23 protein-coding genes are annotated in these 23,208 nt (G+C 66.7%); 14 read left to right on the top strand and 9 right to left on the bottom strand.

Annotation, left to right across the window (positions count from 1 at the left end; all coding sequences use genetic code 11):
- Positions 1-157: 157 nt before the first annotated feature.
- Both ACZK45_RS13990 and ACZK45_RS13985 read right to left on the bottom strand, forming a co-directional pair.
- Complete coding sequence (locus ACZK45_RS13990; RefSeq protein WP_012511595.1) at positions 158-607, bottom strand: carboxymuconolactone decarboxylase family protein; 450 nt, start codon at positions 605-607, stop codon at positions 158-160.
- A gap of 36 nt (positions 608-643) precedes the next feature.
- Positions 644-1,540, bottom strand: coding sequence for an RNA polymerase sigma-70 factor (locus ACZK45_RS13985; RefSeq protein WP_125895486.1), 897 nt, complete (start codon positions 1,538-1,540; stop codon positions 644-646).
- 147 nt (positions 1,541-1,687) lie between these two features.
- Between ACZK45_RS13985 and ACZK45_RS13980 the strand changes: the two genes are divergently transcribed.
- The 3 genes from ACZK45_RS13980 (at position 1,688) to ACZK45_RS13970 (ending at position 4,361) form a co-directional block, all read left to right on the top strand.
- The gene (locus tag ACZK45_RS13980; protein ID WP_125895487.1) at positions 1,688-3,205 is read left to right on the top strand and encodes a fumarate hydratase; all 1,518 of its coding nucleotides are present in this window, start codon (positions 1,688-1,690) and stop codon (positions 3,203-3,205) included.
- Positions 3,206-3,332: 127 nt separating this feature from the next.
- Positions 3,333-3,668 carry a hypothetical protein gene (locus ACZK45_RS13975; protein WP_478444848.1) on the top strand — a complete coding sequence of 112 codons (336 nt, stop codon included), beginning with the start codon at positions 3,333-3,335 and terminating at the stop codon, positions 3,666-3,668.
- Positions 3,669-3,725: 57 nt separating this feature from the next.
- Complete coding sequence (locus tag ACZK45_RS13970) at positions 3,726-4,361, top strand: glutathione S-transferase family protein (protein ID WP_253143575.1); 636 nt, start codon at positions 3,726-3,728, stop codon at positions 4,359-4,361.
- A 71-nt stretch (positions 4,362-4,432) separates the two neighbouring features.
- Here the strand turns inward: ACZK45_RS13970 and arsC are convergent, their stop codons facing one another.
- The 3 genes from arsC to ACZK45_RS13955 form a co-directional block, all read right to left on the bottom strand.
- Complete coding sequence (arsC, locus tag ACZK45_RS13965; protein WP_049420898.1) at positions 4,433-4,774, bottom strand: arsenate reductase (glutaredoxin); 342 nt, start codon at positions 4,772-4,774, stop codon at positions 4,433-4,435.
- A complete protein-coding gene (locus ACZK45_RS13960) occupies positions 4,774-5,928 on the bottom strand; it encodes a phospholipase A (RefSeq protein ID WP_478444847.1) in 1,155 nt (384 codons plus the stop codon). Before ACZK45_RS13960 ends, arsC begins: the two co-directional genes overlap by 1 nt.
- Positions 5,929-6,047: 119 nt before the next feature.
- Positions 6,048-6,533, bottom strand: a complete 486-nt coding sequence (locus ACZK45_RS13955; protein ID WP_049398758.1) for a DUF456 domain-containing protein — start codon at positions 6,531-6,533, stop codon at positions 6,048-6,050.
- Between the two features lie 236 nt (positions 6,534-6,769).
- Between ACZK45_RS13955 and ACZK45_RS13950 the strand changes: the two genes are divergently transcribed.
- Positions 6,770-6,979: a cold-shock protein gene (locus ACZK45_RS13950; RefSeq protein ID WP_005410290.1), complete on the top strand. Its 210-nt coding sequence runs from the start codon at positions 6,770-6,772 to the stop codon at positions 6,977-6,979.
- Positions 6,980-7,050: 71 nt separating this feature from the next.
- Here ACZK45_RS13950 and ACZK45_RS13945 read toward each other — a convergent pair whose 3' ends face one another.
- Together ACZK45_RS13945 and ACZK45_RS13940 are read right to left on the bottom strand one after the other, a co-directional pair.
- A complete protein-coding gene (locus tag ACZK45_RS13945) occupies positions 7,051-7,545 on the bottom strand; it encodes a glycine zipper 2TM domain-containing protein (RefSeq protein WP_010486804.1) in 495 nt (164 codons plus the stop codon).
- 136 nt (positions 7,546-7,681) lie between these two features.
- Entirely contained in the window at positions 7,682-8,116 is a 435-nt protein-coding gene (locus ACZK45_RS13940) for a hypothetical protein (protein WP_478444846.1), read from the bottom strand.
- Positions 8,117-8,196: 80 nt separating this feature from the next.
- Between ACZK45_RS13940 and ACZK45_RS13935 the strand changes: the two genes are divergently transcribed.
- Positions 8,197-9,024: a tRNA threonylcarbamoyladenosine dehydratase gene (locus ACZK45_RS13935; RefSeq protein ID WP_478444845.1), complete on the top strand. Its 828-nt coding sequence runs from the start codon at positions 8,197-8,199 to the stop codon at positions 9,022-9,024.
- Positions 9,025-9,097: 73 nt separating this feature from the next.
- Here the strand turns inward: ACZK45_RS13935 and ACZK45_RS13930 are convergent, their stop codons facing one another.
- Together ACZK45_RS13930 and ACZK45_RS13925 are read right to left on the bottom strand one after the other, a co-directional pair.
- Positions 9,098-9,877, bottom strand: coding sequence for a TatD family hydrolase (locus ACZK45_RS13930; RefSeq protein ID WP_478444844.1), 780 nt, complete (start codon positions 9,875-9,877; stop codon positions 9,098-9,100).
- A complete protein-coding gene (locus ACZK45_RS13925) occupies positions 9,874-10,089 on the bottom strand; it encodes a DUF6116 family protein (protein ID WP_032129638.1) in 216 nt (71 codons plus the stop codon). Before ACZK45_RS13925 ends, ACZK45_RS13930 begins: the two co-directional genes overlap by 4 nt.
- Before the next feature lie 163 nt (positions 10,090-10,252).
- Between ACZK45_RS13925 and ACZK45_RS13920 the strand changes: the two genes are divergently transcribed.
- The 9 genes from ACZK45_RS13920 (at position 10,253) to ACZK45_RS13880 (ending at position 23,186) form a co-directional block, all read left to right on the top strand.
- Positions 10,253-11,098, top strand: coding sequence for a glycine zipper 2TM domain-containing protein (locus tag ACZK45_RS13920; RefSeq protein WP_032129667.1), 846 nt, complete (start codon positions 10,253-10,255; stop codon positions 11,096-11,098).
- 126 nt (positions 11,099-11,224) lie between these two features.
- Positions 11,225-11,767, top strand: coding sequence for a GNAT family N-acetyltransferase (locus ACZK45_RS13915; protein WP_049460564.1), 543 nt, complete (start codon positions 11,225-11,227; stop codon positions 11,765-11,767).
- Positions 11,768-11,942: 175 nt separating this feature from the next.
- Positions 11,943-12,599: a glutathione S-transferase family protein gene (locus ACZK45_RS13910; RefSeq protein ID WP_478445892.1), complete on the top strand. Its 657-nt coding sequence runs from the start codon at positions 11,943-11,945 to the stop codon at positions 12,597-12,599.
- A gap of 78 nt (positions 12,600-12,677) precedes the next feature.
- Entirely contained in the window at positions 12,678-14,957 is a 2,280-nt protein-coding gene (locus ACZK45_RS13905; RefSeq protein ID WP_478444843.1) for a thiamine pyrophosphate-dependent enzyme, read from the top strand.
- Between the two features lie 3 nt (positions 14,958-14,960).
- A complete protein-coding gene (gene asnB / locus ACZK45_RS13900; protein ID WP_478444842.1) occupies positions 14,961-16,904 on the top strand; it encodes an asparagine synthase (glutamine-hydrolyzing) in 1,944 nt (647 codons plus the stop codon).
- 66 nt (positions 16,905-16,970) lie between these two features.
- Complete coding sequence (locus tag ACZK45_RS13895) at positions 16,971-17,531, top strand: NADPH-dependent FMN reductase (RefSeq protein ID WP_032129634.1); 561 nt, start codon at positions 16,971-16,973, stop codon at positions 17,529-17,531.
- A gap of 212 nt (positions 17,532-17,743) precedes the next feature.
- On the top strand, positions 17,744-19,180 hold the full coding sequence (locus ACZK45_RS13890; protein WP_032129633.1) for a replicative DNA helicase: 1,437 nt from the start codon (positions 17,744-17,746) through the stop codon (positions 19,178-19,180).
- A gap of 173 nt (positions 19,181-19,353) precedes the next feature.
- On the top strand, positions 19,354-21,597 hold the full coding sequence (locus ACZK45_RS13885) for a TonB-dependent receptor family protein (protein WP_478444841.1): 2,244 nt from the start codon (positions 19,354-19,356) through the stop codon (positions 21,595-21,597).
- On the top strand, positions 21,597-23,186 hold the full coding sequence (locus tag ACZK45_RS13880) for an alkaline phosphatase D family protein (protein WP_049460554.1): 1,590 nt from the start codon (positions 21,597-21,599) through the stop codon (positions 23,184-23,186). The genes ACZK45_RS13885 and ACZK45_RS13880 overlap by 1 nt, the downstream gene beginning before the upstream one ends.
- The last annotated feature ends 22 nt before the right edge of the window (positions 23,187-23,208 follow it).

Raw genomic sequence — 23,208 nt, 5'->3', positions numbered from 1 at the left:
AAGGGCTCTGACCTCATCTGCCCGGATCGGGTCAGAGCCCTTCGTAATGCGAAGGGATCCGACCCACCACCTCCACGCATGGCGTGGATCTACCGTGTCGACCAAGGTCGACACCTACCAACAGCTGCAGAACCTGCCTGGCCCGGCTTGCCTCCCTTTACGGCAGCGGCGGCAGCAGCCCGGCGCCCAGCCGGTTCCAGGCATTGATCACCGCGATGCCCATGCTCAGGTCGCTGATGCCCTTCTCATCGAAGTGCGGTGCCAGTGCATCGAACGCCGCCTGTGACGGTGCACCGTCGGTCAGCCGGGTCAGTGCCTCGGCCCAGCCCAGCGCCGCACGCTCGCGGGCATCGAAGAAACGGCTTTCGTGCCAGGCGGGCAGGGTATCGAGCTTGCGCGGCTCGATGCCGCCCTTGCGCAGCGTAGTGGCATGCATGTCCATGCAATAGCCGCAGCCGTTGAGCTGCGACACGCGCAGGAACACCAGTTCCATCAGGGTCGGATCAATCGAGCTGTCATGCACCGCCTGGCTGGTGGCCAGCAGGCCCTTGAAGGCTTCGGCGGCCAGGCGGGTGTAAGGGACGCGGGGAGAGGCGTGGTCGGACATTTTCGGCTCCACGGCGGCCACGATGGCCGCCTTTCATTACAAGGACGCCGTGCCGTCCCTGTTCGTGACAACGTCCGGCAGCTTTTCCGGATTCAGCACGCTGTACACGTTGGCGATGCGGCCAGCGACCACCTCGATGGTGGTGACCGAGTGCAGGCGATCACCGATGAAGCGCAGGATCGCCGGCTCGCCGTTGACGTAGCCCAGCTGCGCCGAATGCGCCGCGCCACGGCGGGCGATGGCCCAGAACAGGCGTCCGATGCGTTCGGCGCCCAGCAGCGGGCGGATCGCCGCGGTAACCACGCCGCCACCGTCGGAGACCAGCAACGCGTTGGCGTGCAGCAGGGTCTGGATCGCTTCGCTGTCGCCGCGCTGGGAAGCGTCCATGAAGCGTGCCAGCAGCTGCCGGTGCTGGCTGGCATCGGCATTGAAGCGTGGCCGCCCAGACTGCAGGCGCTGCCGGGCACGGTGCACCAGTTGCCGGCAGTTGGCCTCGCTGTGGCCGATCAGGTCGGCGATCTCACGGTAATCGTGGTCGAAGGCTTCCTTCAGCAGGAAGGCGGCGCGTTCCTCGGGGCCGAGCTGTTCGAGCAGGGTCAGGAAGGCGACCGAGATGTCGTCGGCCAGCGCATGCAGCTGGGCCGGGCCGGGCGCCGGGTCGGGCTCCAGGGTGACCGCCAGTGGCTCGGCCAGCCACGGGCCGACGTAATGCACGCGCTCGCGCTTGGCTGCGCGCAGCCGGTCCAGGCCGAGCCGGGTGGTGGTGGTGACCAGCCAGGCTTCGGGGTCGCGGACGGCCGCCGGGTCGGCGCCGGACCAGCGCAACCAGGCATCCTGGACCACGTCTTCGGCGTCGGTGCGACTGCCGAGCAGGCGGTAGGCCAGCGCCATCAGACGCGGACGGTGGTTCTGGAAAGCGGTTTCAGCGTTCATGTGGGCAAGGACGCCGCAGTGGCGCGTGGCGTGACAGAGGGTGTGCGTGGATAGTGCAGGCCAGCGGCCGGCACTACCACCCCGCGGCCGGGGGAGGGGGTAAAATGGGGGGATTACCCCCGCCAGCCTCCAGCAAGCGAGCAAGTCGTGACATCGATCAAGCAGGAAGACCTCATCCAGTCCATCGCCGACGCGCTGCAGTACATCTCGTACTACCACCCGGTCGACTACATCAAGAACCTTGCCGCCGCCTACGAGCGCGAGGAGTCGCCGGCCGCGAAGGAAGCGATGGCGCAGATCCTGATCAATTCGCGCATGTGCGCCGAAGGCCACCGTCCGATCTGCCAGGACACCGGCATCGTCACCGTGTTCCTGGAAATCGGCATGGACGTGCGTTGGGACGACGCCACCATGGGCGTGGAAGACATGGCCAATGAAGGCGTGCGCCGTGCCTACATGCACCCGGACAACAAGCTGCGCGCCTCGGTGCTGGCTGATCCGGCCGGCAAGCGCATCAACACCAAGGACAACACCCCGGGCGTGGTCAACGTCAAGGTGGTGCCGGGCAACACTGTCGACGTGATCGTCGCCGCCAAGGGCGGTGGTTCGGAAGCCAAGACCAAGTTCGCCATGCTCAACCCGTCCGACTCCATCGTCGACTGGGTGCTGAAGACCGTGCCGACCATGGGCGCCGGCTGGTGCCCGCCGGGCATGCTCGGCATCGGCATCGGCGGCACCGCCGAGAAGGCGATGCTGCTGGCCAAGGAAGCGCTGATGGAGCCGATCGACATCACCGAGCTGCAGGCCCGTGGTGCGTCCAACCGCATTGAAGAGCTGCGCCTGGAGCTGTACGAGAAGGTCAACGCGCTGGGCATCGGTGCGCAGGGCCTGGGTGGCCTGACCACCGTGCTCGACATCAAGATCAACGATTACCCGACTCATGCGGCCAACCTGCCGGTGGCGATGATCCCGAACTGCGCGGCCACCCGCCATGCGCACTTCACCCTGGATGGCAGCGGCCCGGTGATGCTGGACCCGCCGTCGCTGGAGGACTGGCCGAAGCTGACCTACGATTCGTCCAAGGGCACCCGCGTGGACCTGGACACGATCACCCCGGAGGACGTGGCCAGCTGGAAACCGGGCCAGACCCTGCTGCTGAACGGCAAGCTGCTGACCGGCCGCGACGCCGCGCACAAGCGCATGGTCGACATGCTCAACAAGGGCGAGGAACTGCCGGTCGATCTGAAGGGCCGCTTCATCTACTACGTCGGCCCGGTCGATCCGGTGCGCGACGAAGTGGTGGGCCCGGCTGGTCCGACCACGGCGACCCGCATGGACAAGTTCACCCGTCAGGTGCTTGAACAGACCGGCCTGCTGGGCATGGTCGGCAAGGCCGAGCGCGGCCCGGCGGCGATCGAGGCGATCCGTGACAACAAGTCGGCCTACCTGATGGCTGTTGGCGGTTCGGCCTACCTGGTGTCCAAGGCGATCAAGGCCGCCAAGGTGGTCGGATTCGCCGACCTCGGCATGGAGGCGATCTACGAGTTCACCGTGCAGGACATGCCGGTGACGGTGGCGGTGGATTCCAGCGGTGAGTCGGTGCACAAGACCGGCCCGCGCGAATGGCAGGCCCGCATCGGCAAGATTCCGGTGGTGGTGGAGTAATCCTGCCGCGCTTCCGGTTCAAGCAACGGCGCCCGTGTGGCGCCGTTGTTGTGTGGTGAGGGTTAACGAACCTGCAGCATCTGCTCTGCTCTGCTAGGCTCGGCGCGACCTCACACAGGACGTGTTCATGGGCCTGCATCGATTCATCGCCGTTGCGATCCTGCTGGCCCTGGCCGGCTGCAGTACAACCTCGTCCTATGAAGGTGCGGACTTCTCCGCCTCCTCGCAGTGCCGCATGCAGTGTCAGGCCGACTATCGCAGCTGCATGGCGCGGGGCAGTATCGGCAGCAACGACTTCAGCTGCGAACAACAGATGGTGCCGGCGCCGGACAAGCGCTGCAAGGACGTTGCCAACCCCGAGTTGCGCCGTTCCTGTGAACTGAAGACGCACGACTGCGCGATACGCACGCCGATCATGTCCTGTGGCGAAAGCCGCGATACCTGCATGAGCAGTTGCGGCTGAGCAGCGACAGCCCGTGTGGGCGCATAATCGGCCGATCCATCCACACGGGCCCCGCGCATGAGTACCACGCTGTATGGTTCAACCAGTACCGCCGCGCTGGTGGTGCACTGGCTGCTGATCGAGCTGGGCATCGAGCACGAACTGGTGCTGCTGGATTTCGACGCGCGCGAGCACAAGTCGGCGGAGTACCTGGCGCTGAATCCGGCCGGTGTGGTGCCGACACTGCTGATCGATGGCTTGGTACTGACCGAAGCGGCGGCGATCGCACTGTATCTGGCTGACCGCCATCCGGAGGCCAACCTGCTGCCCGCACTGGGCACGCCGCAGCGCGCCGATGCCTACCGCTGGATGTTCTGGTGTGCCAATACGCTGCAGCCGGCCTATCGGGCCTGGTTCTATCCGCACGAAATGGCAGGTGAGGCAAATATCGAAGCGAGCCGCGAGATGGCCCGTCAGCGCCTTGAGGCGGCCTGGCAGCAGGTCGCCACGCACCTGCAGGCGCATGGCCCCTACCTGCTGGGCACCACGCCCTGCGTGGTCGACTACATGCTGGTGATGCTGATGCGCTGGTCGCGCAACATGCCGAAGCCCAGCGACACCTGGCCGATGCTGAAGGCACATGCCACGTCGATGAAGGCGCGCCCGGCGTTCGCCGAGGTATACCGCCGCGAGGGCATCACCGACTGGCGGTAACCAGAAAAGGGGACGGAGGGGATTAAGTCGTTTGTGCACAAACGACTTAATCCCCTCCGTCCCCTTTTCCGTTACAGGATCTCCAGCACCGTTTCCGGTGGACGGCACAGCCGGGTGCCCTTGGGCGTGCGCACCACGGGGCGGTTGATCAGGCGCGGGTGTGCGGCCATCGCGGCCAGCAGCGTGGCCTCGTCCGCATCTTCCAGGCCCAGTTCGGTGAACTGTGCTTCCTTGCTGCGCACCAGCGCCTGCGCGTCCAGGCCGGATTCGGCCAGCACCTGGCGCAGTGTGGCCACATCGGGTGGATTGCCGAGGTACTCGATCACCTCCGGCTCGAAGCCGGCATCGCGGATCAGCTTCAATGCGCCACGCGAGTTGCTGCAGGCCGGGTTGTGCCAGATCGTCACGTCCATCAGAACCACTCCAGCAGCGACACGCCCACGCCCACGTAGGTGGCCTTGTGGTTGTAGTCGATCAGGCTCTCGCCATAGCCGTCGAAGACCTGCACATGGCCGCGCAGCAGGTTGCTGATCGGGAAGCCGTAATCCAGCTGCAGGGCGCCGTGCGAGCGGCTGCCGGTGCGCAGCGAGTGGCGCGCCATCAGTGAGACTTCGTGGCCGTTGCGGTTCCAGGTCAGGGTCGCATCACCGCGGCCCATGTAGTCCTCGATGTCCGGATTGTTGTCGTCGCTGCGGGTCTCGGGAATGCGGTACCACGGCCGCAGCACCAGCGCCCAGTTCTCGCGGTCCAGGCCGATGTTGAGCATCACCCGGTTCCAGCTGCGCGACAGCGGATCGGCGCGGCCGTTGGACTGGTGGTTCAGCGCGATGCCGGTCATGCGTCCACGCCAGCCACCGATCGAGTAGCCGTTGCGGAACACCATCATCACTTCCGGCTCGTAATTGGTTTCGCGGAACGGGCGCGAATCCTCGCCGTTGTAGGCCTGCCAGCGCGAGCTCTGGGTGTAGCCGGCCCAGATGTCGCCGTTGTCGCCGAACAGGTTCTCGGCGATCTTGGTCTTGAAGCTGATCTGGAACTTCAGTTCGGCGCTGTCCAGCACCTGCGGCGTGGTGACCGTGTTGGCCGGATTCGGCGAATGCGGCGTGGTGTTGCGGTCGCTGGTCCAGAACGCGGGCAGCAGGTACACCGGCTTGTAGGCACGCAGCTGGAATGGGCCGAGCTTGGAGTCCTCGGCCAGTTCCCAGCGGCTGTCCAACAGCGAACCGCGGCCGGCATTGGCCAGCGCGCTGTCCGGCGCAGCGGGGCGGAACAGGTCGCTGACCCGCTCGCGCAGTTTCTCTTCGCCTTGGCTCACGCGTGCGGTCTGGCGTTCTTCGCGACGGGCCTGCGCGGCCGCCTCGGCAGCGGCATCCGCGGCGGCCGTGGTCTGTGGCGTATGCGCGAACAGGCGGTCATAGCAGGCCAGGCGCGCCGCGTCAGTGGTGATGGCGGCACACGCAGCGGGCGAGGTATCGGTGCTGGGCACGAATTCCTGCGCGGCCAATGGGGCACTGGCCAGGGCCAGCGCCAGCGGCGCAAGGCGGGGAAGCAGCGGAGGGAGGGTCATTCCAGCAGGCCCTTCGGTGTATACGGGAATCGCACAGTGTGGCGGCTGTACCGCATCGCGGCCAGCCCCCACGGTTTATGCACGGCCACCGCGTGCGCGCGGCGTGAAGACGGTGCGGCTTACAGGAACCAGGCGAAGGCGAACAGGCCCAGCATCGCGATCACCACGGCCAGTTTCAGCGCCAGGCCGAGCAGGATGCCGAGCCAGGTGGCCAGACCCACCTTGGTCGAGCGGCCCAGTTCACGGGTGTGCCAGTACTCGCCGGCCAAGGCGCCGATCAGGGGCCCGGCAAAGAGGCCGATCGGCATGAAGAACAGCCCGACGATGCTGCCGACGAACGTGCCCCACAGCGCCTTGCGGCTGGCACCGACCCGCTGCGCACCCACCACTGTGGCCAGTACGTCCACCAGCAGCGAGAGCAGGGTCAGTACGCCCAGCGCGACCAGGGTCGGCCAGCCGACGTGGGCGAAGCCGTCGGCCCACGCCGCAAGCAGCAGTCCGATGAATACCAGCGGGATGCCGGGGAGGGCCGGAAGGATGATTCCGGCGATGCCGACGAGGACAAAAATGACCGCTAGCAGATATAAGATGAATGAGAGTCCCATGCTGTCCCGTATGGTGGTCGTTTTGGGGTTGACAGTGAAAGATTTTGCCAGTTGCTTTTTCGTTTTGGGCGGGTTAAGTTGCAGTCGCTGAGCTTGGCAAGGTCACCGTGGATCGTGGCCTGATGAAGCAAGATCTTCCCGATCCGCTGCATCGATGCACCTCGCTTCCCCCTTGCTTGTCAGCCGCCCACCAGGCGTTTCCTACAACAAGAGAGAGTCACCAGGGAGTTAGTGAGATGTCTGATCGCGAGACCGGTACCGTCAAGTGGTTCAACGATGCAAAGGGCTTCGGCTTCATCAGCCGTGAAAACGGCGAAGACGTGTTCGTGCACTTCCGTGCCATCCAGACCCAGGGCTTCAAGAGCCTGAAGGAAGGCCAGAAGGTCACCTTCACCGTCGTGCAGGGCCAGAAGGGCCTGCAGGCCGACGCCGTTCAGCCGACCTGATCGCGCTGCATACCGTCAAATGAAAAGGCCCGCGCAAGCGGGCCTTTTCTTTGCCGTCGGCCCGATGCAGGTCAGCGCAGGATGACCTTGCCGTTGACTACGCGCACGTAGGTGTTCTCGCGGATGCCGCCGAGGTCGCGCTGGTTGACCACGATGGTGCGGCCATCGTCCATGCGCACGCTGATGTCGTAGGTATCGCTGGTCACGTTCTTCTGGATCTGGTTGCCGGCCAGTGCGCCACCGACCGCGCCTGCAGCGGCGGCGATGTTCTTGTTGCCGCGGCTGCCGCCGGTGTGGTCGGAGATCTCGTGGCCGGCCACGGCGCCGACGATGCCGCCCAGGATCGCGCCGGTCGCGCTGGGCGCGGTACGGCCGGACTGCACGGTGTTGATGCGGGTCACGATGCCGCAGTCGGCGCAGCGGCCCTGGTTGTAGCCACCATTGTTGCCGTAGCCGCCATTGTTGTAGCCGTTGTTGTAACCACCACCGCCGTAGCCGGGCGAGGTGGCACAGCCAGCCAGGGCAAGGGTAGCGATGGCGCTGGCGGCGATGAGCTGGATCTTCATGGGGCGTCTCCTGGCCGTGAAGGCGGGTGTCTGGGGTGGTACTGCGTCATGCAGCAGGGTGGACGAATCGTCCCCTTTTGAACGTGAACAAGGCGCCAACCGCGCAGGCCTTGTCCGGCTGCAGGATGAATGCGGCTCAGCGGAAGTCCTGGTGGCAGGCGCGGCAGTCGGCCTGCACCGTTTCCACCACCCGGGCCAGGGCCGTGCAGTCGCTGGGTGGCGCAGCCAGAGCGGCGTTGAGGTTGCCGCGAAGCTGGCTGGCATGTTGCTGGAACTGCGCGCTGTCCTTCAGCCCGGGAAAGGCCAGGTCCAGGTCGTTGGACAGCAGGCGCATCGCCTGCAACCGCGGCACGCTGTCGGCCAGGCTGCAGCGGTTCTGCTGCTGGGCCTGCTGCAGCAGCTGTGATTGCCGTTGCATCACCTGCATCAGGCTGTCCGGGAACGGATCGCCGCGGGCCTGCAGGGCGCGGCCGACCATCACCGTGGCGATCAGGCCGATCAACAGGCCCAGGCCGAGCACGAACAGATAGCGGTAGGCGGTGGACGGGCGGCGGGGCGGGCTGGCGTTCATGGCGGGCTCTCCGGACGTGCAACGGTGGGTTCGATGCCGGCGCGCTGCAGGCGCTGGCGCCTGCACGTTAAAATAGCCGGATGAACGAACAGGTCAAACAACGCTTCGCCGGCATCGAACGGCTGTATGGCGTGGGCGCACTCGAGCGCCTGCAGAGCAGCCGCGTGGCGGTGGTGGGCATGGGTGGCGTTGGCTCGTGGGTGGTGGAGGCATTGGCCCGTTCGGCGGTCGGTCACCTGACCCTGATCGATGCCGATGACATCTGCGTGTCCAACACCAACCGGCAACTGCCGGCGATGGAAGGCAACTACGGCCGCAACAAAGCCGAGGCGATGGCCGAACGCTGCCGCGCGATCAACCCGGACATCGCTGTCGATGCCGTACAGGCGTTCCTGACGGTGTCGAACATGGCCGAACTGCTGGACCGTGGCTTTGATCTGGTGATCGATGCCTGCGACAGCTTCCGGGTCAAGGTCGAGACGATTGCCTGGTGCCGCCGCCGCAAGCTGCCGCTGCTGACCGTGGGGGCTGCCGGTGGTCGCACCGATCCCACCCTGGTGCGCATCCGCGATGTCTCGCGCACCGAGCACGACGCCATGCTGGCGTTGATCCGCAAGAAGCTGCGCAGCGAGTTCAACTTTCCGAAGAATGCCAAGCGCTACTTCGGCGTGCCGGCGGTGTATTCGCTGGAGAATGTGAAGTACCCGCAGGCCGATGGCAGCGTCTGTGGCATCCGCCCGAACCTGGGCGCTGATGCGGCATTGAAGCTGGACTGCGGCGCGGGCCTGGGTGCGGCGACCCACATCACCGGTGCGTTCGCGTTCGCGGCGGTAGGCAAGGCGCTGGAAATGCTGCTGGAGCCGAAGAAGGTCAAGGCCGAAGCGGTCGAGGATCACGCCAACGCGTGATCGGTAGCGCCGGCCGCTGGCCGGCAACTCCGGAATGATTGAATCAGCGCAGATGCCGGACAGCGGCCGGCACCTACCGTTGCATTGCGGGCAGTGCGAACAGCCGCCGCGCGTTCTCCGTCGTGGCCTGGGCCACCGCGTCCAGCTCCATCCCGCGTAGCGCCGCCACGTGGCGGGCGATGATCGCCAGCCGGGCCGGTTCGTTGCGCTGGCCGCGGATGCCGGCGTCAGGCTGGTCCGGGGCGTCGGTCTCCAGCAGCAGCTGTTCCAGCGGCATCTCGCGCGCCAGCCGCTGCAGGCGTTGCGCGCGTTCGTAGGTCAACGGGCCGCCGAGCCCGAGCAGGAAGCCCTGCCTGTGCAGTTGCGCTGCCTGTTCCGGACTGCCGGAAAAGCTGTGCACCACGCCGCGCAGGCCGCCGACGCGACGGATCGCGGCGATCACCGCATCCACCGCGCGCCGTGCATGCACGATCACCGGCAGCTCGAACTCACGGGCCAGTTCCAGCTGACCGATGAAATATGCCTGTTGCGCCTCGGCATCCAGGCCTTCAACGAAAAAGTCCAGACCACATTCGCCGATCGCGCAGGGGCGTTCGCGTTCGATCCACTCGCGCAGCAGCGGCAGGTGCCCAGGCTGGTGCTCGGCCAGGAACATCGGATGCAGGCCGTAGGCTGGGTACAGCCCCGGCGCCTGCTGGCAGACCTCGCGCAGCTTCGGCCAGCTGGCTGCGGTCACCGCCGGCACCACCTGCAGGTGCACGCCAGCGGCCTGCGCACGCTCGACCACCGCGGCGCGGTCGCGGTCGAACTCGCCGGCGTCCAGATGGCAGTGGCTGTCGACCAGCAGGCTCAATGCTGCTCCAGCGGCGGAGGCGTGGTGGCGTTGCGGCGCTTCCAGTTGGCCAGCAGCAGAGTGCCGAAGCCGAGCACCAGCTCATCGACGAACGGAATCGGGTCCGGGATGAACAGGGTCAGCGCGAACAGGCCCGCGGTGAGCTTGAACAGGGTGGGGTAGCGCAGCCGGCGCGCCCATTGCAGTACCGGCAGCAGCATCGGGTTGGCCATGGCGGGGGTCCTCCTGGGGAATATGCAAACGCTACCACGGGCCCAGCATTTCCCGATGCTGAATGGGTTACGGGAATGAGCAGGAAATGTGGAGATTCCGTTCAGGCAGCGCATGCTGCAATCTGGTTCGAGAACGTTGCGGATGGTCCGCAAGGAGCAGGTCATGAAAAGCACAACTACAACTGTCCTGGTCGCAGCGGGCGCGCTGCTGGTCGGTGGCATCGCCACTGCCGCCTTCATGAAGAGTGGCGACAAATCGCCCGATTCCATCAGCGCCGGAACCCCCAATGGTGAATCGCGCCTGGTCGATGGCAACGCCACCGACGATGGCGCGCGTGGTGACACTCTCGACCCGACCGCACCGCGTGGGCTGGAATATGCCGATGTGCTGAAGGTCGACCCGATCACCGAGAAGCAGAAGGCCTACGCCACCGTGATCGGCACCGACGCGGTGCGTGAGACCTCCACCACCCAGACCCCGCATGAAGTCTGCCAGGACGTGACGGTGCAGGAGCGCCTGCCGGAACGTGACGGCAACGTCGGCGGTACCGTGGTCGGTGCTGTGGTGGGTGGCCTGCTGGGCAACCAGGTCGGCGGCGGCAATGGCAAGAAGGCCGCCACTGCGGCCGGCGCGGTGGCCGGTGGCTTCATCGGCAACCAGATCGACAAGCGCCATGTGGGTGGCCGCGTGGTCAACCGCACCGAGCGCCAGTGCCACACCGAGACCGCGACCTCCGAGTCGAGCCGCGTCACCGGCTACAACGTGACCTACCGCAACGAGGACGGCACCACCGGCACCATGCGCATGGCCAGCAAGCCGGGCAACCGCATTGCCATGGGTACCAACGACGTGGTGAAGGGGTACAACGTGACCTACCGCTATGACGGCGCCGAGAAGACGGTGCGCATGGACAACAAGCCGGCCAGCGATCGCCTGCCGGTGGTCGACGGCCAGCTGGTCACGCAGACCGCTGCTGCCGGTGCCACGGCGGCCAGCACGCGCCAGTAATCCAGACGCAGCATGCAGTACCTGACGGGCCGGCTTATGCCGGCCCGTTTCGTTGCAGCCGGCGAAATTCATCCGCGCGGGGCGTGAATCCACCATCATGGACGCTTCCTTCGACATGGAGCCGGCATGAGCATCTTCGACCTGCGCATCGAAACCGAACGGCTGATCCTGCGGCCGCTGCTGCGCGAGGACTACGAGCCGTATCTGGCGTTCTGCGCCGACGAGGAAACGATGCGCACCCTTGGTGGCGTGCAGCCGCCGTCGGTGGCCTGGCGTGGCTTCTGCAGCCTGGCTGGCGCCTGGCAGCTGTTTGGCTTCTCGATGTTCAGCGTGATCGAGAAATCCAGCGGTGACTGGATCGGGCGGATGGGGCCCTGGCAACCGCAGGACTGGCCCGGTACCGAGGTCGGCTGGGGCATCCGTCATGCCAGCTGGGGCCGGGGCTATGCGCCGGAAGCGGCGGTCGCAGCAATCGATTGGGCGTTCGACACGCTGGGTTGGGACGAAGTGATCCACACCATTGCCGAGAACAACGACAACTCGCGGGCGGTCGCGCGCAAGCTCGGCAGCACCCTGCTGCGCATGGGGGAGTTGCCAGCGCCGTACAACGACAAGCCGATGCAGATCTGGGGCCAGTCGCGCGAGCAGTGGCGGCAGCGCGCGCGCTGATCGTTGCCCGGTAGTGCCGGCCGCTGGCCGGCAACCGCGTTGCGGCAGATTCGCGCGATTGCCGGCCAGCGGCCGGCACTACCGGGTTGCCATGCTGCACCCGCGCTTGGCATTCATCGGCGCGCTTGCCAGACTGCACGCAGCTGGCCGCCGGCCGGATCCGATGGAGCAGGCGATGGTGGAAGAGCGCGTCCCGTTGACCGTGCATGGCATGTCGGTCTCGGGTAATTGCCACAAGGTGCGCCTGCTGCTGGAGCAGCTCGGCAGCCGCTACCGCTGGGTGGAAGTGGACAGTGCCCATGGCCAGACCCACACCCCCGAATTCCTGGCGTTGAATCCGAATGCCAAGGTGCCGCTGATCGTCCGCGACGATGGCCGCGTGCTGACCGAATCCAACGCGATCCTCTTCTGGCTGGCCGAGGGCACGCCGTACCTGCCCACCGATGGCTGGGAGCGCGCGCAGGCGTTGAGTTGGATGTTCTTCGAGCAGTACACGCACGAGCCCTGCGTGGCGGTGGCGCGCTTCATCCGTGGCTGGACCCCCGCTGATTCACCGCGCCGCGCCGAGCTGCCACGCCTGCACGAGCGTGCCGCCACCGCGCTGGCGGTGATGGAGCAGCACCTGCGCCAGGCGCAATGGTTCACCGGCAACGGATATGGCATCGCCGATATCGCGCTGTTCGCCTACACCGACGTGGCGGGAGAGGGCGGTATCAGCCTGGAGCCATTCCCGGAAGTGCGTGGCTGGCTGCAGCGCGTGCGTGAACAACCGCGCTTCCTGCCGATGCCGGCCGTGACTGCCGAAGTGCGCTCGCGATTCGAGGCTGCGTGACTCTCACCAGGGTGACCCCCACAGGGTAGCGCCTGGCCAACGCCGGGCGGAATGCAACAACGACACGGAGGGTGTTCGATGTTCGCTGTGGTTCCAGATCCGATTCCTGCACGCATGCGCGTGCTCAACCGCGCCGAAGTGTGCGACGTCAACTTCCTCGATGCGGTGCGTGGCTGGCGCGGCACCCCGCGTCCGCGCCCGGCACCGGATGCGCCGATCCTGCCGGGCAGCACGCTAACTGCCGCAGCGTTTGGCGAGCTGTTCGATTCGCAGCTGGCCAGCCGCCAGCTGGACCTGATGGCACGCGTGCTGCGCGTGCAGAACAAGGTCTTCTACACCATCGGTTCCTCCGGCCACGAGGGCAACGCGCTGCTGGCGCGGGCCTGCCGGCATACCGATCCAGCCTTTCTACACTATCGCTCCGGTGCCTTCATGGCCGAGCGTTCGCGCCAGGTGCCGGGCATCGACCCGCTGCGCGATGCCGCACTGTCTTTCGCCGCCAGCGCCGATGATCCGGCCAGCGGTGGCCGCCACAAGGTGTGGGGCAGCAAACCGTTGTGGGTGCTGCCGCAGACCTCGACCATCGCGTCGCACCTGCCGAAAGCGCTGGGCACCGCGCTGGCCATCGAGAGCGGCAAGCGCCTGGGGCAGCCATTGCCGATCCCGGCCGACAGCATCGTGCTGTGCTCGTTCGGCGACGCCTCGGCCAACCATGCCACCGCGCAGACCGCGTTCAACACCGCGATGTGGTCGGCCTACCAGAAGCTGCCGGCGCCGATCCTGTTCGTCTGCGAGGACAACGGGCTGGGCATTTCAGTGAAGACGCCGGAAGGCTGGATTGCCGAGCGCTTCAGCCGCCAGCCGGGGCTCGACTATTTCTTCGCTGATGGTCTCGACCTGGCCACCGGGCACGCCCAGGTGCAGGCGGCGGTGGAGCACTGCCGGCGCACGCGGCGGCCCACCTTCCTGCATCTGCGCACCACCCGCCTGATGGGCCACGCCGGCACCGACTTCGAGGTGGAATGGCGCGCGCTGCCGGAGCTGTGCGCGGCCGAGGCGCAGGATCCGCTGCTGCGCTCGGCGCAGATCGCGATGGAGTCGGGCTGGATGGATGCGGCCGCCATCGAGGTCGCCTACGAAACGATGCGCGCGCGCTGCATGGCCGCGGCGGCGGATGCCGAGGGCCGCCCGACGCTGCAGTCGCTGCAGGAGGTGATGGCGCCGCTGGCGCCGTACACGCCGGCGGCGGTGCAGGCCGAGGCGCGGCGCGAGGTGCCCGCCGATGCGCGCGAAGCGCTGTATGGCGGTGCGGAGACCCTGCCTGAGCGGCAGGCACCTCGGCACCTCGCCATCCAGATCAACCATGGGCTGCAGGAACTGCTAGCGAAGTATCCGCAGAGCCTGCTGTTCGGCGAGGACGTCGCGCAGAAGGGCGGTGTCTATACCGTCACCAAGGATCTGCTGCGCCGCTTCGGCCCACGCCGGGTGTTCAACACCCTGCTGGACGAGACCATGATCCTGGGCATGGCGCAGGGCCTGGCCAACATGGGCATGCTGCCGATTCCGGAGATCCAGTACCTGGCCTACCTGCACAACGCCATCGACCAGGTGCGCGGCGAAGCGTGCTCGCTGCAGTTCTTCTCCAATGACCAATACCGCAACCCGATGCTGGTGCGGGTGGCCGGGCTGGGCTACCAGAAAGGCTTCGGTGGCCACTTCCACAACGACAATTCGATCACCGCGCTGCGCGACATTCCCGGCCTGGTGGTCGGTTGCCCGTCGCGCGGCGACGATGCGGTGATGATGCTGCGCACGTTGGCCGCGCTGGCGCGGGTGGACGGGCGGGTGGCGGTGTTCCTGGAGCCGATCGCGCTGTACATGAGCAAGGACCTGCATGCGCCGGGCGATGGCCAGTGGCTGTTCGACTACCCCGCCCAGGGCCAGGCGCTGGTACCGGGCGAGGGCCGGGTCTATGCGCCGGAGGCGGGCGACCTGGTGGTCTACACCTATGGCAACGGCGTGCCGATGGCGCTGCGCGCGGCGCGGGCGATCGAGCAGCAGTTGGGCTGGCAGGTGCGGGTGGTCGACCTGCGCTGGCTGGTGCCGCTGGATGCCGGTTTCATCGCCGCGCAAGCCGCCAGCGCCCGGCGCGTGCTGGTTCTGGATGAGGGCCGCCACAGTGGCGGGGTGGGCGAGGGCGTGGTCACCGCCCTGGTCGAGGCCGGTTTCGGCCACCTGCCATTGCGCCGGGTCTGCGGTGCCGATACCTATACGCCGCTGGCGGGGGCAGCAATGTTCGGGCTTCCAAGCGACAATGCGGTGATTGGCGCCGCCCTTGAACTGGCGCAGGAACCTTGATGCATGTGTGGATTGGCGGGAATGTTGTTGCCGGCGCCGGTGGCGTCGGCCGAGGTGCTGCAGGCGCAGGTCCTGGCCATGGGCGAGGCGCTGCACCACCGCGGGCCGGATGATGGCGGCAGCTGGGTCGATGCCGGGGCCGGCATCGCGCTGGCGCACCGTCGGCTGAGCATTCTCGACCTGTCGCCGCTGGGGCACCAGCCGATGGCCTCGTCCGATGGCCGCTACGTGATGGCCTACAACGGCGAGGTCTACAACTTCGCCGCCCTGCGTGCCGAACTGGAGCCGCTGGGACACGCTTTCCGTGGGCACTCCGACACCGAGGTGCTGCTGGCAGCGATCCTGCAGTGGGGCATGGAAGACACCCTGCAGCGCTGCAACGGCATGTTCGCCATTGCGCTGTGGGACCGCCAGGAGCAGTGCCTGTGGCTGGCCCGCGACCGCGTTGGCAAGAAGCCGCTGTACTACGGCTGGGCCGGCGACACGCTGGTGTTCGGTTCGGAACTGAAGGCGCTGTGGCAGCACCCGGCCTTCGACAACGACATCGACCGTGACGCCCTGACGCTGCTGCTGCGGCTGGATTACATTCCGGCGCCGCACAGCATCCACCAGCGCTGCTACAAATTGATGCCGGGCCGCGTGCTGCGCCTGGATGCGGAAGCCGTGGCGGCGGGTGCGGCCGCGCACCGGCCGGAACAGGCGCAGCGCCCATACTGGGATGCCCGTGCACGCATGCAGGCGGCGCTGGCTGCGCCGTTCCAGGGCCGCATCGAGGAAGCCGAGGAGCAGCTGGACGGGCTGCTGCGTGACGCGGTGGCGCTGCGCATGGTGGCCGACGTGCCGGTGGGCGTGTTCCTGTCCGGCGGCACCGATTCGTCGCTGGTGGCCGCGCTGATGCAGGCACAAAGTGGCCAGCCGGTGCACAGCTTCAGTATCGGGTTCACCGGTTCGGGCCACGACGAGGCGCCGCTGGCCAAGGAACTGGCCGCGCATCTGGGCTGCGACCACACTGAACTCTACGTCAGCGGTGCCGATGCGTTGGCGGTGGTGCCGCAGTTGCCGGCGATGTTCGACGAACCCTTCGCCGATGCCTCGCAGGTGCCGACCGCGCTGGTCGCCCGCCTGGCGCGGCAGGGCGTGACCGTGGCGCTGTCCGGCGATGGTGGCGACGAGCTGTTCTTCGGCTATACCCGCTATGTACGCGCGCTGCGCAACTGGCAGATGCTGGGCCGTGTGCCGGGGCCGCTGCGGCGCTGGATGGGCGCGCGCTCCCAGCAGCAGGGCGAGGCCTCGCGTACCGGCGGCCTGGCCGCGCTGTTGGCAGAATCCGGCGCGCGTGGCATCGGTGACGTGTACCGCAACCGCATCTCGCGCTGGCGCGACCCGGCGGCGGCAGTGCCCGGGGCGCAGGCCGCGGGCAGCTTCTACGACCTGGCCGACCCGTTGCACGGTGCCGGCACACCGGCCGATGCGATGATGCTGGCCGATTACGTGACCTACCTGCCGGATGACCTGCTGTGCAAGGTCGACCGCACCTCGATGGCGGTCAGCCTGGAAGCCCGCGCACCGCTGTTGGATTCTCGCGTGGCCGAGTTCGCCTGGTCGCTGCCGCTGGGCTTCAAGCGCAGTGAAACTACCAGCAAGGTGCTGCTCAAGCGCGTGCTGGGCCGCTATGTACCGCAGTCGATGGTGCACCGGCCCAAGCGTGGTTTCGGCGCGCCGGTCAGTGACTGGCTGAAGGGCGACCTGCGGCCGTGGGCCGAAGACCTGCTGCAGCCCGCGCGGCTGGAGCAGGAGGGCGTGCTGTCGGTGGCCGCGGTACAGCCGCTGTGGCAGCAGTTCCTCGGCGGCCAACGCAAGTGGCATACCCATCTGTGGAACGTGCTGATGTTCCAGGCCTGGCAGGCGCATTGGCGGCAGGTGCGCGCGGGCGTGACCGGCGGCTGATCTTCACCGGCATGCAAGGGCCCGGCGACTAGGCTGGGCCTCCCGCACCGTGAGGAGTATGTCCCGATGTCCGTCCCCACCATCGCCGTGTTCGTCGGCAGCCTGCGCAAGGATTCCTGCAACCGCAAACTGGCCCATGCGCTGGAGAAGATTGCCGGCGACCGTGCGCGCTTCCAGTACGTGCAGATCGGTGATCTGCCGCTGTACGACCAGGACTTCGATGGCCACTATCCGGCGCAGGGTACCCGGCTGAAGGACCAGGTCCGTGCCGCCGATGCGGTGCTGTTCGTGACCCCGGAATACAACCGGTCGGTGCCGGGCGTGCTGAAGAACGCCATCGATATCGGCTCGCGCCCGTACGGTGACAGCGCGTTTGCCGGCAAACCGGCGGCGGTGATCGGCGCCTCCATCGGCCAGATCGGCACCGCCGTGGCCCAGCAGCACCTGCGCAACAGCCTGGCCTTCCTGGACATGCACGTGCTCGGCCAGCCCGAGGCGTTCATTCATTTCAAGGACGGCCTGATCGATGCCGATGGCACGGTCCACAATGAAGGCACGCAGAAATTCCTGCAGGGCTACGTGGACCGGTTCCTGGCGCTGATCGCGGTTCACGTCAAGGGCGATTGACGCCAGCGGTTGCCAGCCCCATCTGCGATAATGTCCGCTCGGGTGCCGCAATGGCGCCCGTCGCAGGCAGTGCGACGCCCCCACGCCAGTCTGGCCAGGCACCGGCGGATATCCCCCGTTTCTCCACGGCTTATCCACAGGCTTGTCCATGGCCGCCGGGGTCGGCGCATGCCTACACTCGTCCGGCCCACTTTCGCAGGAAACACCGCAGCATGTCCGCTCGCCCCGGCTTCCGTTCCAACCGCAGAGAGCGCGGTGATGGCTTCGATCGCGATCGCGATCGCGACGAGTCGCGCATCGACCAGTTGCGGGTACCGCCTCATTCGGTGGAAGCCGAGCAGGCGGTGCTGGGTGGCCTGATGCTGGCCCCTGAGGCCTATGACCGGGTCAATGACCAGCTGACCGAAGGCGATTTCTACCGCCGCGACCACCAGATGATCTATCGCGCGATCCGTGAGCTGTCCGAGCGCGAGCGGCCGTTCGATGCGGTGACCCTGGGCGAGTGGTTCGAATCGCAGGGCAAGATGGAACTGGTGGGCGATGGTGCCTATCTGATCGAACTGGCCAGTACCACCCCGTCGGCGGCCAACATCGTGGCCTACGCCGAGATCGTGCGTGACAAGGCGGTGCTGCGGCAGCTGATCCAGGTGGGTACCGACATCGTCAACGACGGCTTCCAGCCCGAGGGACGCGAGAGCAGCGAGCTGCTGGCCTCGGCGGAAAAGAGCGTGTTCGCCATCGCCGAACAGGGCGCACGCGGCCGTACCGATTTCGTGGCGATGCCCGGTGCATTGAAGGATGCCTTCGAAGAGCTGCGCAGCCGCTTCGAGAACGGCGGCAACATCACCGGCCTGCCGACCGGCTACAACGATTTCGATGCGATGACCTCCGGCCTGCAGCCGACCGACCTGATCATCCTTGCCGCGCGCCCGGCCATGGGCAAGACCACCTTCGCACTGAACATCGCCGAGTACGCGGCGATCAAGTCGAAGAAGGGCGTGGCGGTGTTCTCGATGGAAATGTCGGCATCGCAGCTGGCGATGCGCCTGATTTCCTCCAACGGCCGCATCAACGCGCAGCGCCTGCGTACCGGCCAGCTGGAAGACGAGGACTGGAGCCGCGTCACCAGCGCGATCAAGATGCTGAAGGAAACCAAGATCTTCATCGACGACACGCCTGGCGTGTCGCCGGAAGTGCTGCGTTCCAAGTGCCGCCGCCTCAAGCGCGAGCATGATCTGGGCCTGGTGGTGATCGACTACCTGCAGCTGATGAGCGTGCCGGGCAACAGCGAAAACCGCGCGACTGAAATCTCGGAGATCTCGCGTTCGCTGAAGGGCCTGGCCAAGGAACTGCACGTGCCGGTGATCGCGCTTTCGCAGCTCAACCGCTCGCTGGAAACGCGTACCGACAAGCGCCCGGTAATGGCCGATCTTCGCGAATCGGGCGCAATCGAGCAGGATGCGGACATGATCGTCTTCATCTACCGCGACGATTACTACAACAAGGAAAATTCGCCGGACAAGGGCCTGGCCGAGATCATCATCGGCAAGCACCGTGGCGGCCCGACCGGGTCGTGCAAGCTGAAGTTCTTCGGCGAGTACACCCGCTTCGACAACCTGGCCCACGACTCGGTCGGTTCATTCGAATAGCCGTAGTGCCGGCCGCTGGCCGGCAACCACCCCACGGCCGGCAAACCATTCGAAACGCCGAACGTCCGTATGTGGCGTGTAAATGACATGTAACGCGACGCTTCTACGATTCCGCCGCTGCTGCCCTTCGACGCCGCCCTTCGGCGTCCAGCGTGCCCAAGGAATCCGCCCCCATGCCGTCCCACGCTCCGCTTCGCCGCAATCTGCTGGCCCTGTTGGTCTGTGCTTCGCTGCCGTCGCTGGCTGCCGCTGAAACCGCCCCCGCCACCGACGCACAGTCGGCCACCACCCTCGATTCGGTCTCGGTGATCGGCCGCGGTGAAGCGCGCCAGGTGCAGCGCGTGACCGCCGAGGACATGAAGGTGCTGCCGCCGGGTGCCAATCCGCTGAAGCTGCTTGCAACCAAGCCGGGCGTGCATTTCGAATCGGCCGATGCCACCGGCGCCTACGAATGGTCCACCACCATCAGCCTGCGTGGCTTCAACCAGAACCGCCTGGGCTACACCCTTGATGGCATCCCGCTGGGCAACATGGCCTATGGCAACAGCAACGGCCTGCACATCAGCCGCGCGGTGATCAGCGAGAACCTGGGCGGTGCGGAGGTCTCCACCGGCATCGGCGCACTGGGTACGCCGTCCACCAGCAACCTCGGCGGCGTGTTCCAGTTCTACTCGATCGATCCGTCCACCGAGTATGGGGTCGTGCTGGCACAGAGCTTTGGTAGTGACAGCGCACGCCGCAGCTATGCACGCCTCGATACCGGCGAGCACCAGGGCTTTGCCGCCTACCTGTCCGGCGTGTATTCGGAAGGTGACAAGTGGAAGGGCAAGGGCTCGCAGGAGCTGAAGCAGTTCAACGGCAAGGCCACCTACAACTTCGGAACGGACAGCAAGATCACCGCGCTGTTCAACGCCTCGCGCCGGGTCGAGGCCGATTACCAGGATCTGTCGCTGGAAATGATCGATCGCCTCGGCTGGGACTGGGACAACTACGCGCCGGACTGGGATCGCGCCGTCGCCGCCGCACGCGGCAAGTTCAGCGGCGGCGTCAACAGCCCGTGGGATGCGTACTACTCCGGCCACGGCCTGCGCAATGATGACCTGTCCAGCATTGCCGGCGATTTCGGCCTGAACGAGTCGATGCGCTTGAAGGTCAACGTCTACAACCACAGCAACCGTGGCCAGGGCCACTGGTTCAGCCCGTCCAATCCGTCCAACCCGGGCACCAGCCGCGAGATCCCGATCTCGATCCGCACCACCGAGTACGCGATCGACCGTACCGGCGTGACCTCGGCGTTCACCTGGAACGTCGGTGGCCACGAACTGGAAGCGGGCCTCTGGTACGAGGACAACGGCCACAGCGTGCAGCGCAACTTCTACTACATCGACGGCCCGATCACCGACGACTTCTTCCTGCGCAACCCGGACCAGCGCGTGTGGCACCAGCGCTACACCACCATCACCCGCCAGTTCTACGTGCAGGACCGCTTCCGCCTGTTCGATGATCGCCTGACCATCGACATCGGCGCGAAGTCGCCGCACACCCGCACCAGCGTGCGCACGCCGCTGGGCAGCTATGCCAACAACAGCAGCCTGACCTCGAAGAAGGGCCTGCTGCCGCAGGCGGGTTTCAACTTCAAGCTCAACGAAGGCAACGAGATCTTCGGTTCGTTTGCCAAGAACGTCGCCGCCTATGCGCTGGGCGTGGGCAGCCCGTTCAACGTGCCGCAGGCCGCCTTCGATGCCAGCGCGAAGAACCTGAAGCCGGAACAGTCGCGCACCATCGAGCTGGGTTGGCGTGGCTACGGCCGCGGCTATGAAGCCTCGGTGGCGCTGTACGACGTCAAGTTCGACAACCGTCTGCTGGCCATCGCGCAGTGCGTGGGCATCCTCGGTTGCCCGGCACTGTTCTCCAACGTCGGTTCGGTGACCAGCCGTGGCGCCGAGGCAACCTTGCAGCTGAAGCCGATGCAGGACCTGACCTGGTCCAATGCGCTGTCCTGGAATGACAGTACCTACGACAACGACTATGTGAACAACGGCGTGGTGCCGACCCGTGGCAAGACGACCGTCGATACCCCGGAATGGATGTTCGCCAGCACCCTGGCCTGGACCCCAGGCCCGTGGGACATGCGCCTGGCCGCCAACCATGTCGGCAAGCGCTACGTGACCTACACCAATGACGTGTCGGTGCCGAGCTACTGGCTGGTGAACGCTTCGGTGGCCTATGACTTCGGCAAGCTGGGTCCGGCGCAGAACCTGACTGTTGCGCTGAACCTGACCAACCTGACCGACAAGCGCTACCTGTCCTCGATCAACACCAACGGTACCTACGCCGCCGACCCGACCCGCAGCCTGGCGACCATGCAGGTCGGCGCGCCGCGCCAGGTAATGGCCACCGCCACCGTGCATTTCTGATGCGCGGGCCTGTCGATCCGGAAAGCCGTCGTCGCCTGCTGCGCATGGCGTGGCAGGGCACGGGGGCGGCGATCGCGCTGGCGGCGATGCCGGGGCTGGCCACGGCCGGCCCTCGGCCGCGGCTGGGGCGCGATCCGTTCACCCTCGGCGTTGCCGCCGGTGATCCGGATCCACAGGGGGCCGTATTGTGGACGCGGCTGGCACCGGACCCGCTCAATGGCGGCGGCATGCCGTCGCGGGCGGTGCCGGTGCGCTGGTTCGTGGCCGAGGACCCGGGCATGCGCCGGCTGGTGCAGCGGGGGACTGCGGCCGCGGTACCCGAGCTGGCGCATTCGGTGCACGTGGAGGTCAACGGCCTGCGCCCAGGCCGCGACTACTACTACCGTTTCGCCTGCGACGGCGATGAGGAAAGCGCGGTCGGCCACTTCCGCACCGCGCCGCCGCTGGACACGCAACTGCAGCAGCTTCGGTTGGCCCTGTGCACCTGCCAGGCCTGGAACAGCGGCTACTACCCGGTCCTGCGCGATATCGCGCAGAGCGATGTCGACCTGGTGCTGCATGCCGGGGACTACCTGTACGAATACAGCCCGCTGCAGAACGCGCGTGGTCGTGCGCTGGATGCGCAACGCTTCAGTGGCGAGACCGTCAGCCTGGAGCGCTACCGTGACCAGTACGCGCTGTACAAGCTCGATCCGGATCTGCAGGCCGCGCATGCCGCACACGCGTTCGCGGTGATCTGGGACGACCATGAAGTACAGAATGATTACTCCGGCATCCACCCGGAAAAACCCGGCGTATCAACGGAGGACTTCATCATCCGCCGCGCCGCCGCCTACCGCGCGTTCTACGAGCATCTGCCGATGCGCAGCACACCTGCGGGCAACGGCGGCCTGCGCGTGCATCGGCGCCTGCGTTACGGCGATCTGGCACAGCTGACCCTGCTCGATTGCCGCCAGTTCCGCCCGGCCAATCCCTGTGGCGTGGGCGAGTCGCCACGCTGTGATGCTGCACTGGACCCGCGCATGAGCATGCTCGGCACGGGCCAGGAGGCGTGGTTCGCGCAGTCGATGGCGGCCGCGCAGGGCACGCGCTGGAACGTGGTGGTGCAGCAGTTGCTGATGGCGCAGCTGCGGCTGGACGGTGGCACGCCACGCGAGCGCTTCTGGAATGACGCCTGGGATGGCTATCCCGCCGCACGTAACCGGCTGCTGCAGGCGATGCAGGCAGGCGGGCAGGGCAATGCCATCGTGCTGGGCGGCGACTGGCATTCCACCTTCGTCAACGACCTGAAGCTGGATTTCGACGCGGCCAGTGCGCCGGTCGTAGCCACCGAATTCATCGCTCCGGCGATCAGCAGTGGCGGCGACGACACGCCATACGGGCCGTACTACGGGCCGTCGATTCCGCAGAACCCGCATATCCGCTATTTCGACGGTGACCGCCGTGGCTGGTGGAAGCTGCAGCTGAACCGGCAGACCGTGGATGCGGAACTGCGCTTCGCCGACAGTGTGCTGCGTGCGGACGCTGCGGTGCGCACCGCGGCGCGTTTCCAGGTGACCCACGGCCGTCCGGGCGCTGTCCCGGTGTAAATCCCTGCGGTTGTGCCGGCCG

It is taken from the genome of Stenotrophomonas sp. 63632_Sma (genome assembly GCF_056482875.1).
Note: the sequence above shows the minus strand (reverse complement) of the source record. Positions and strands in the feature narration are given on the sequence as shown.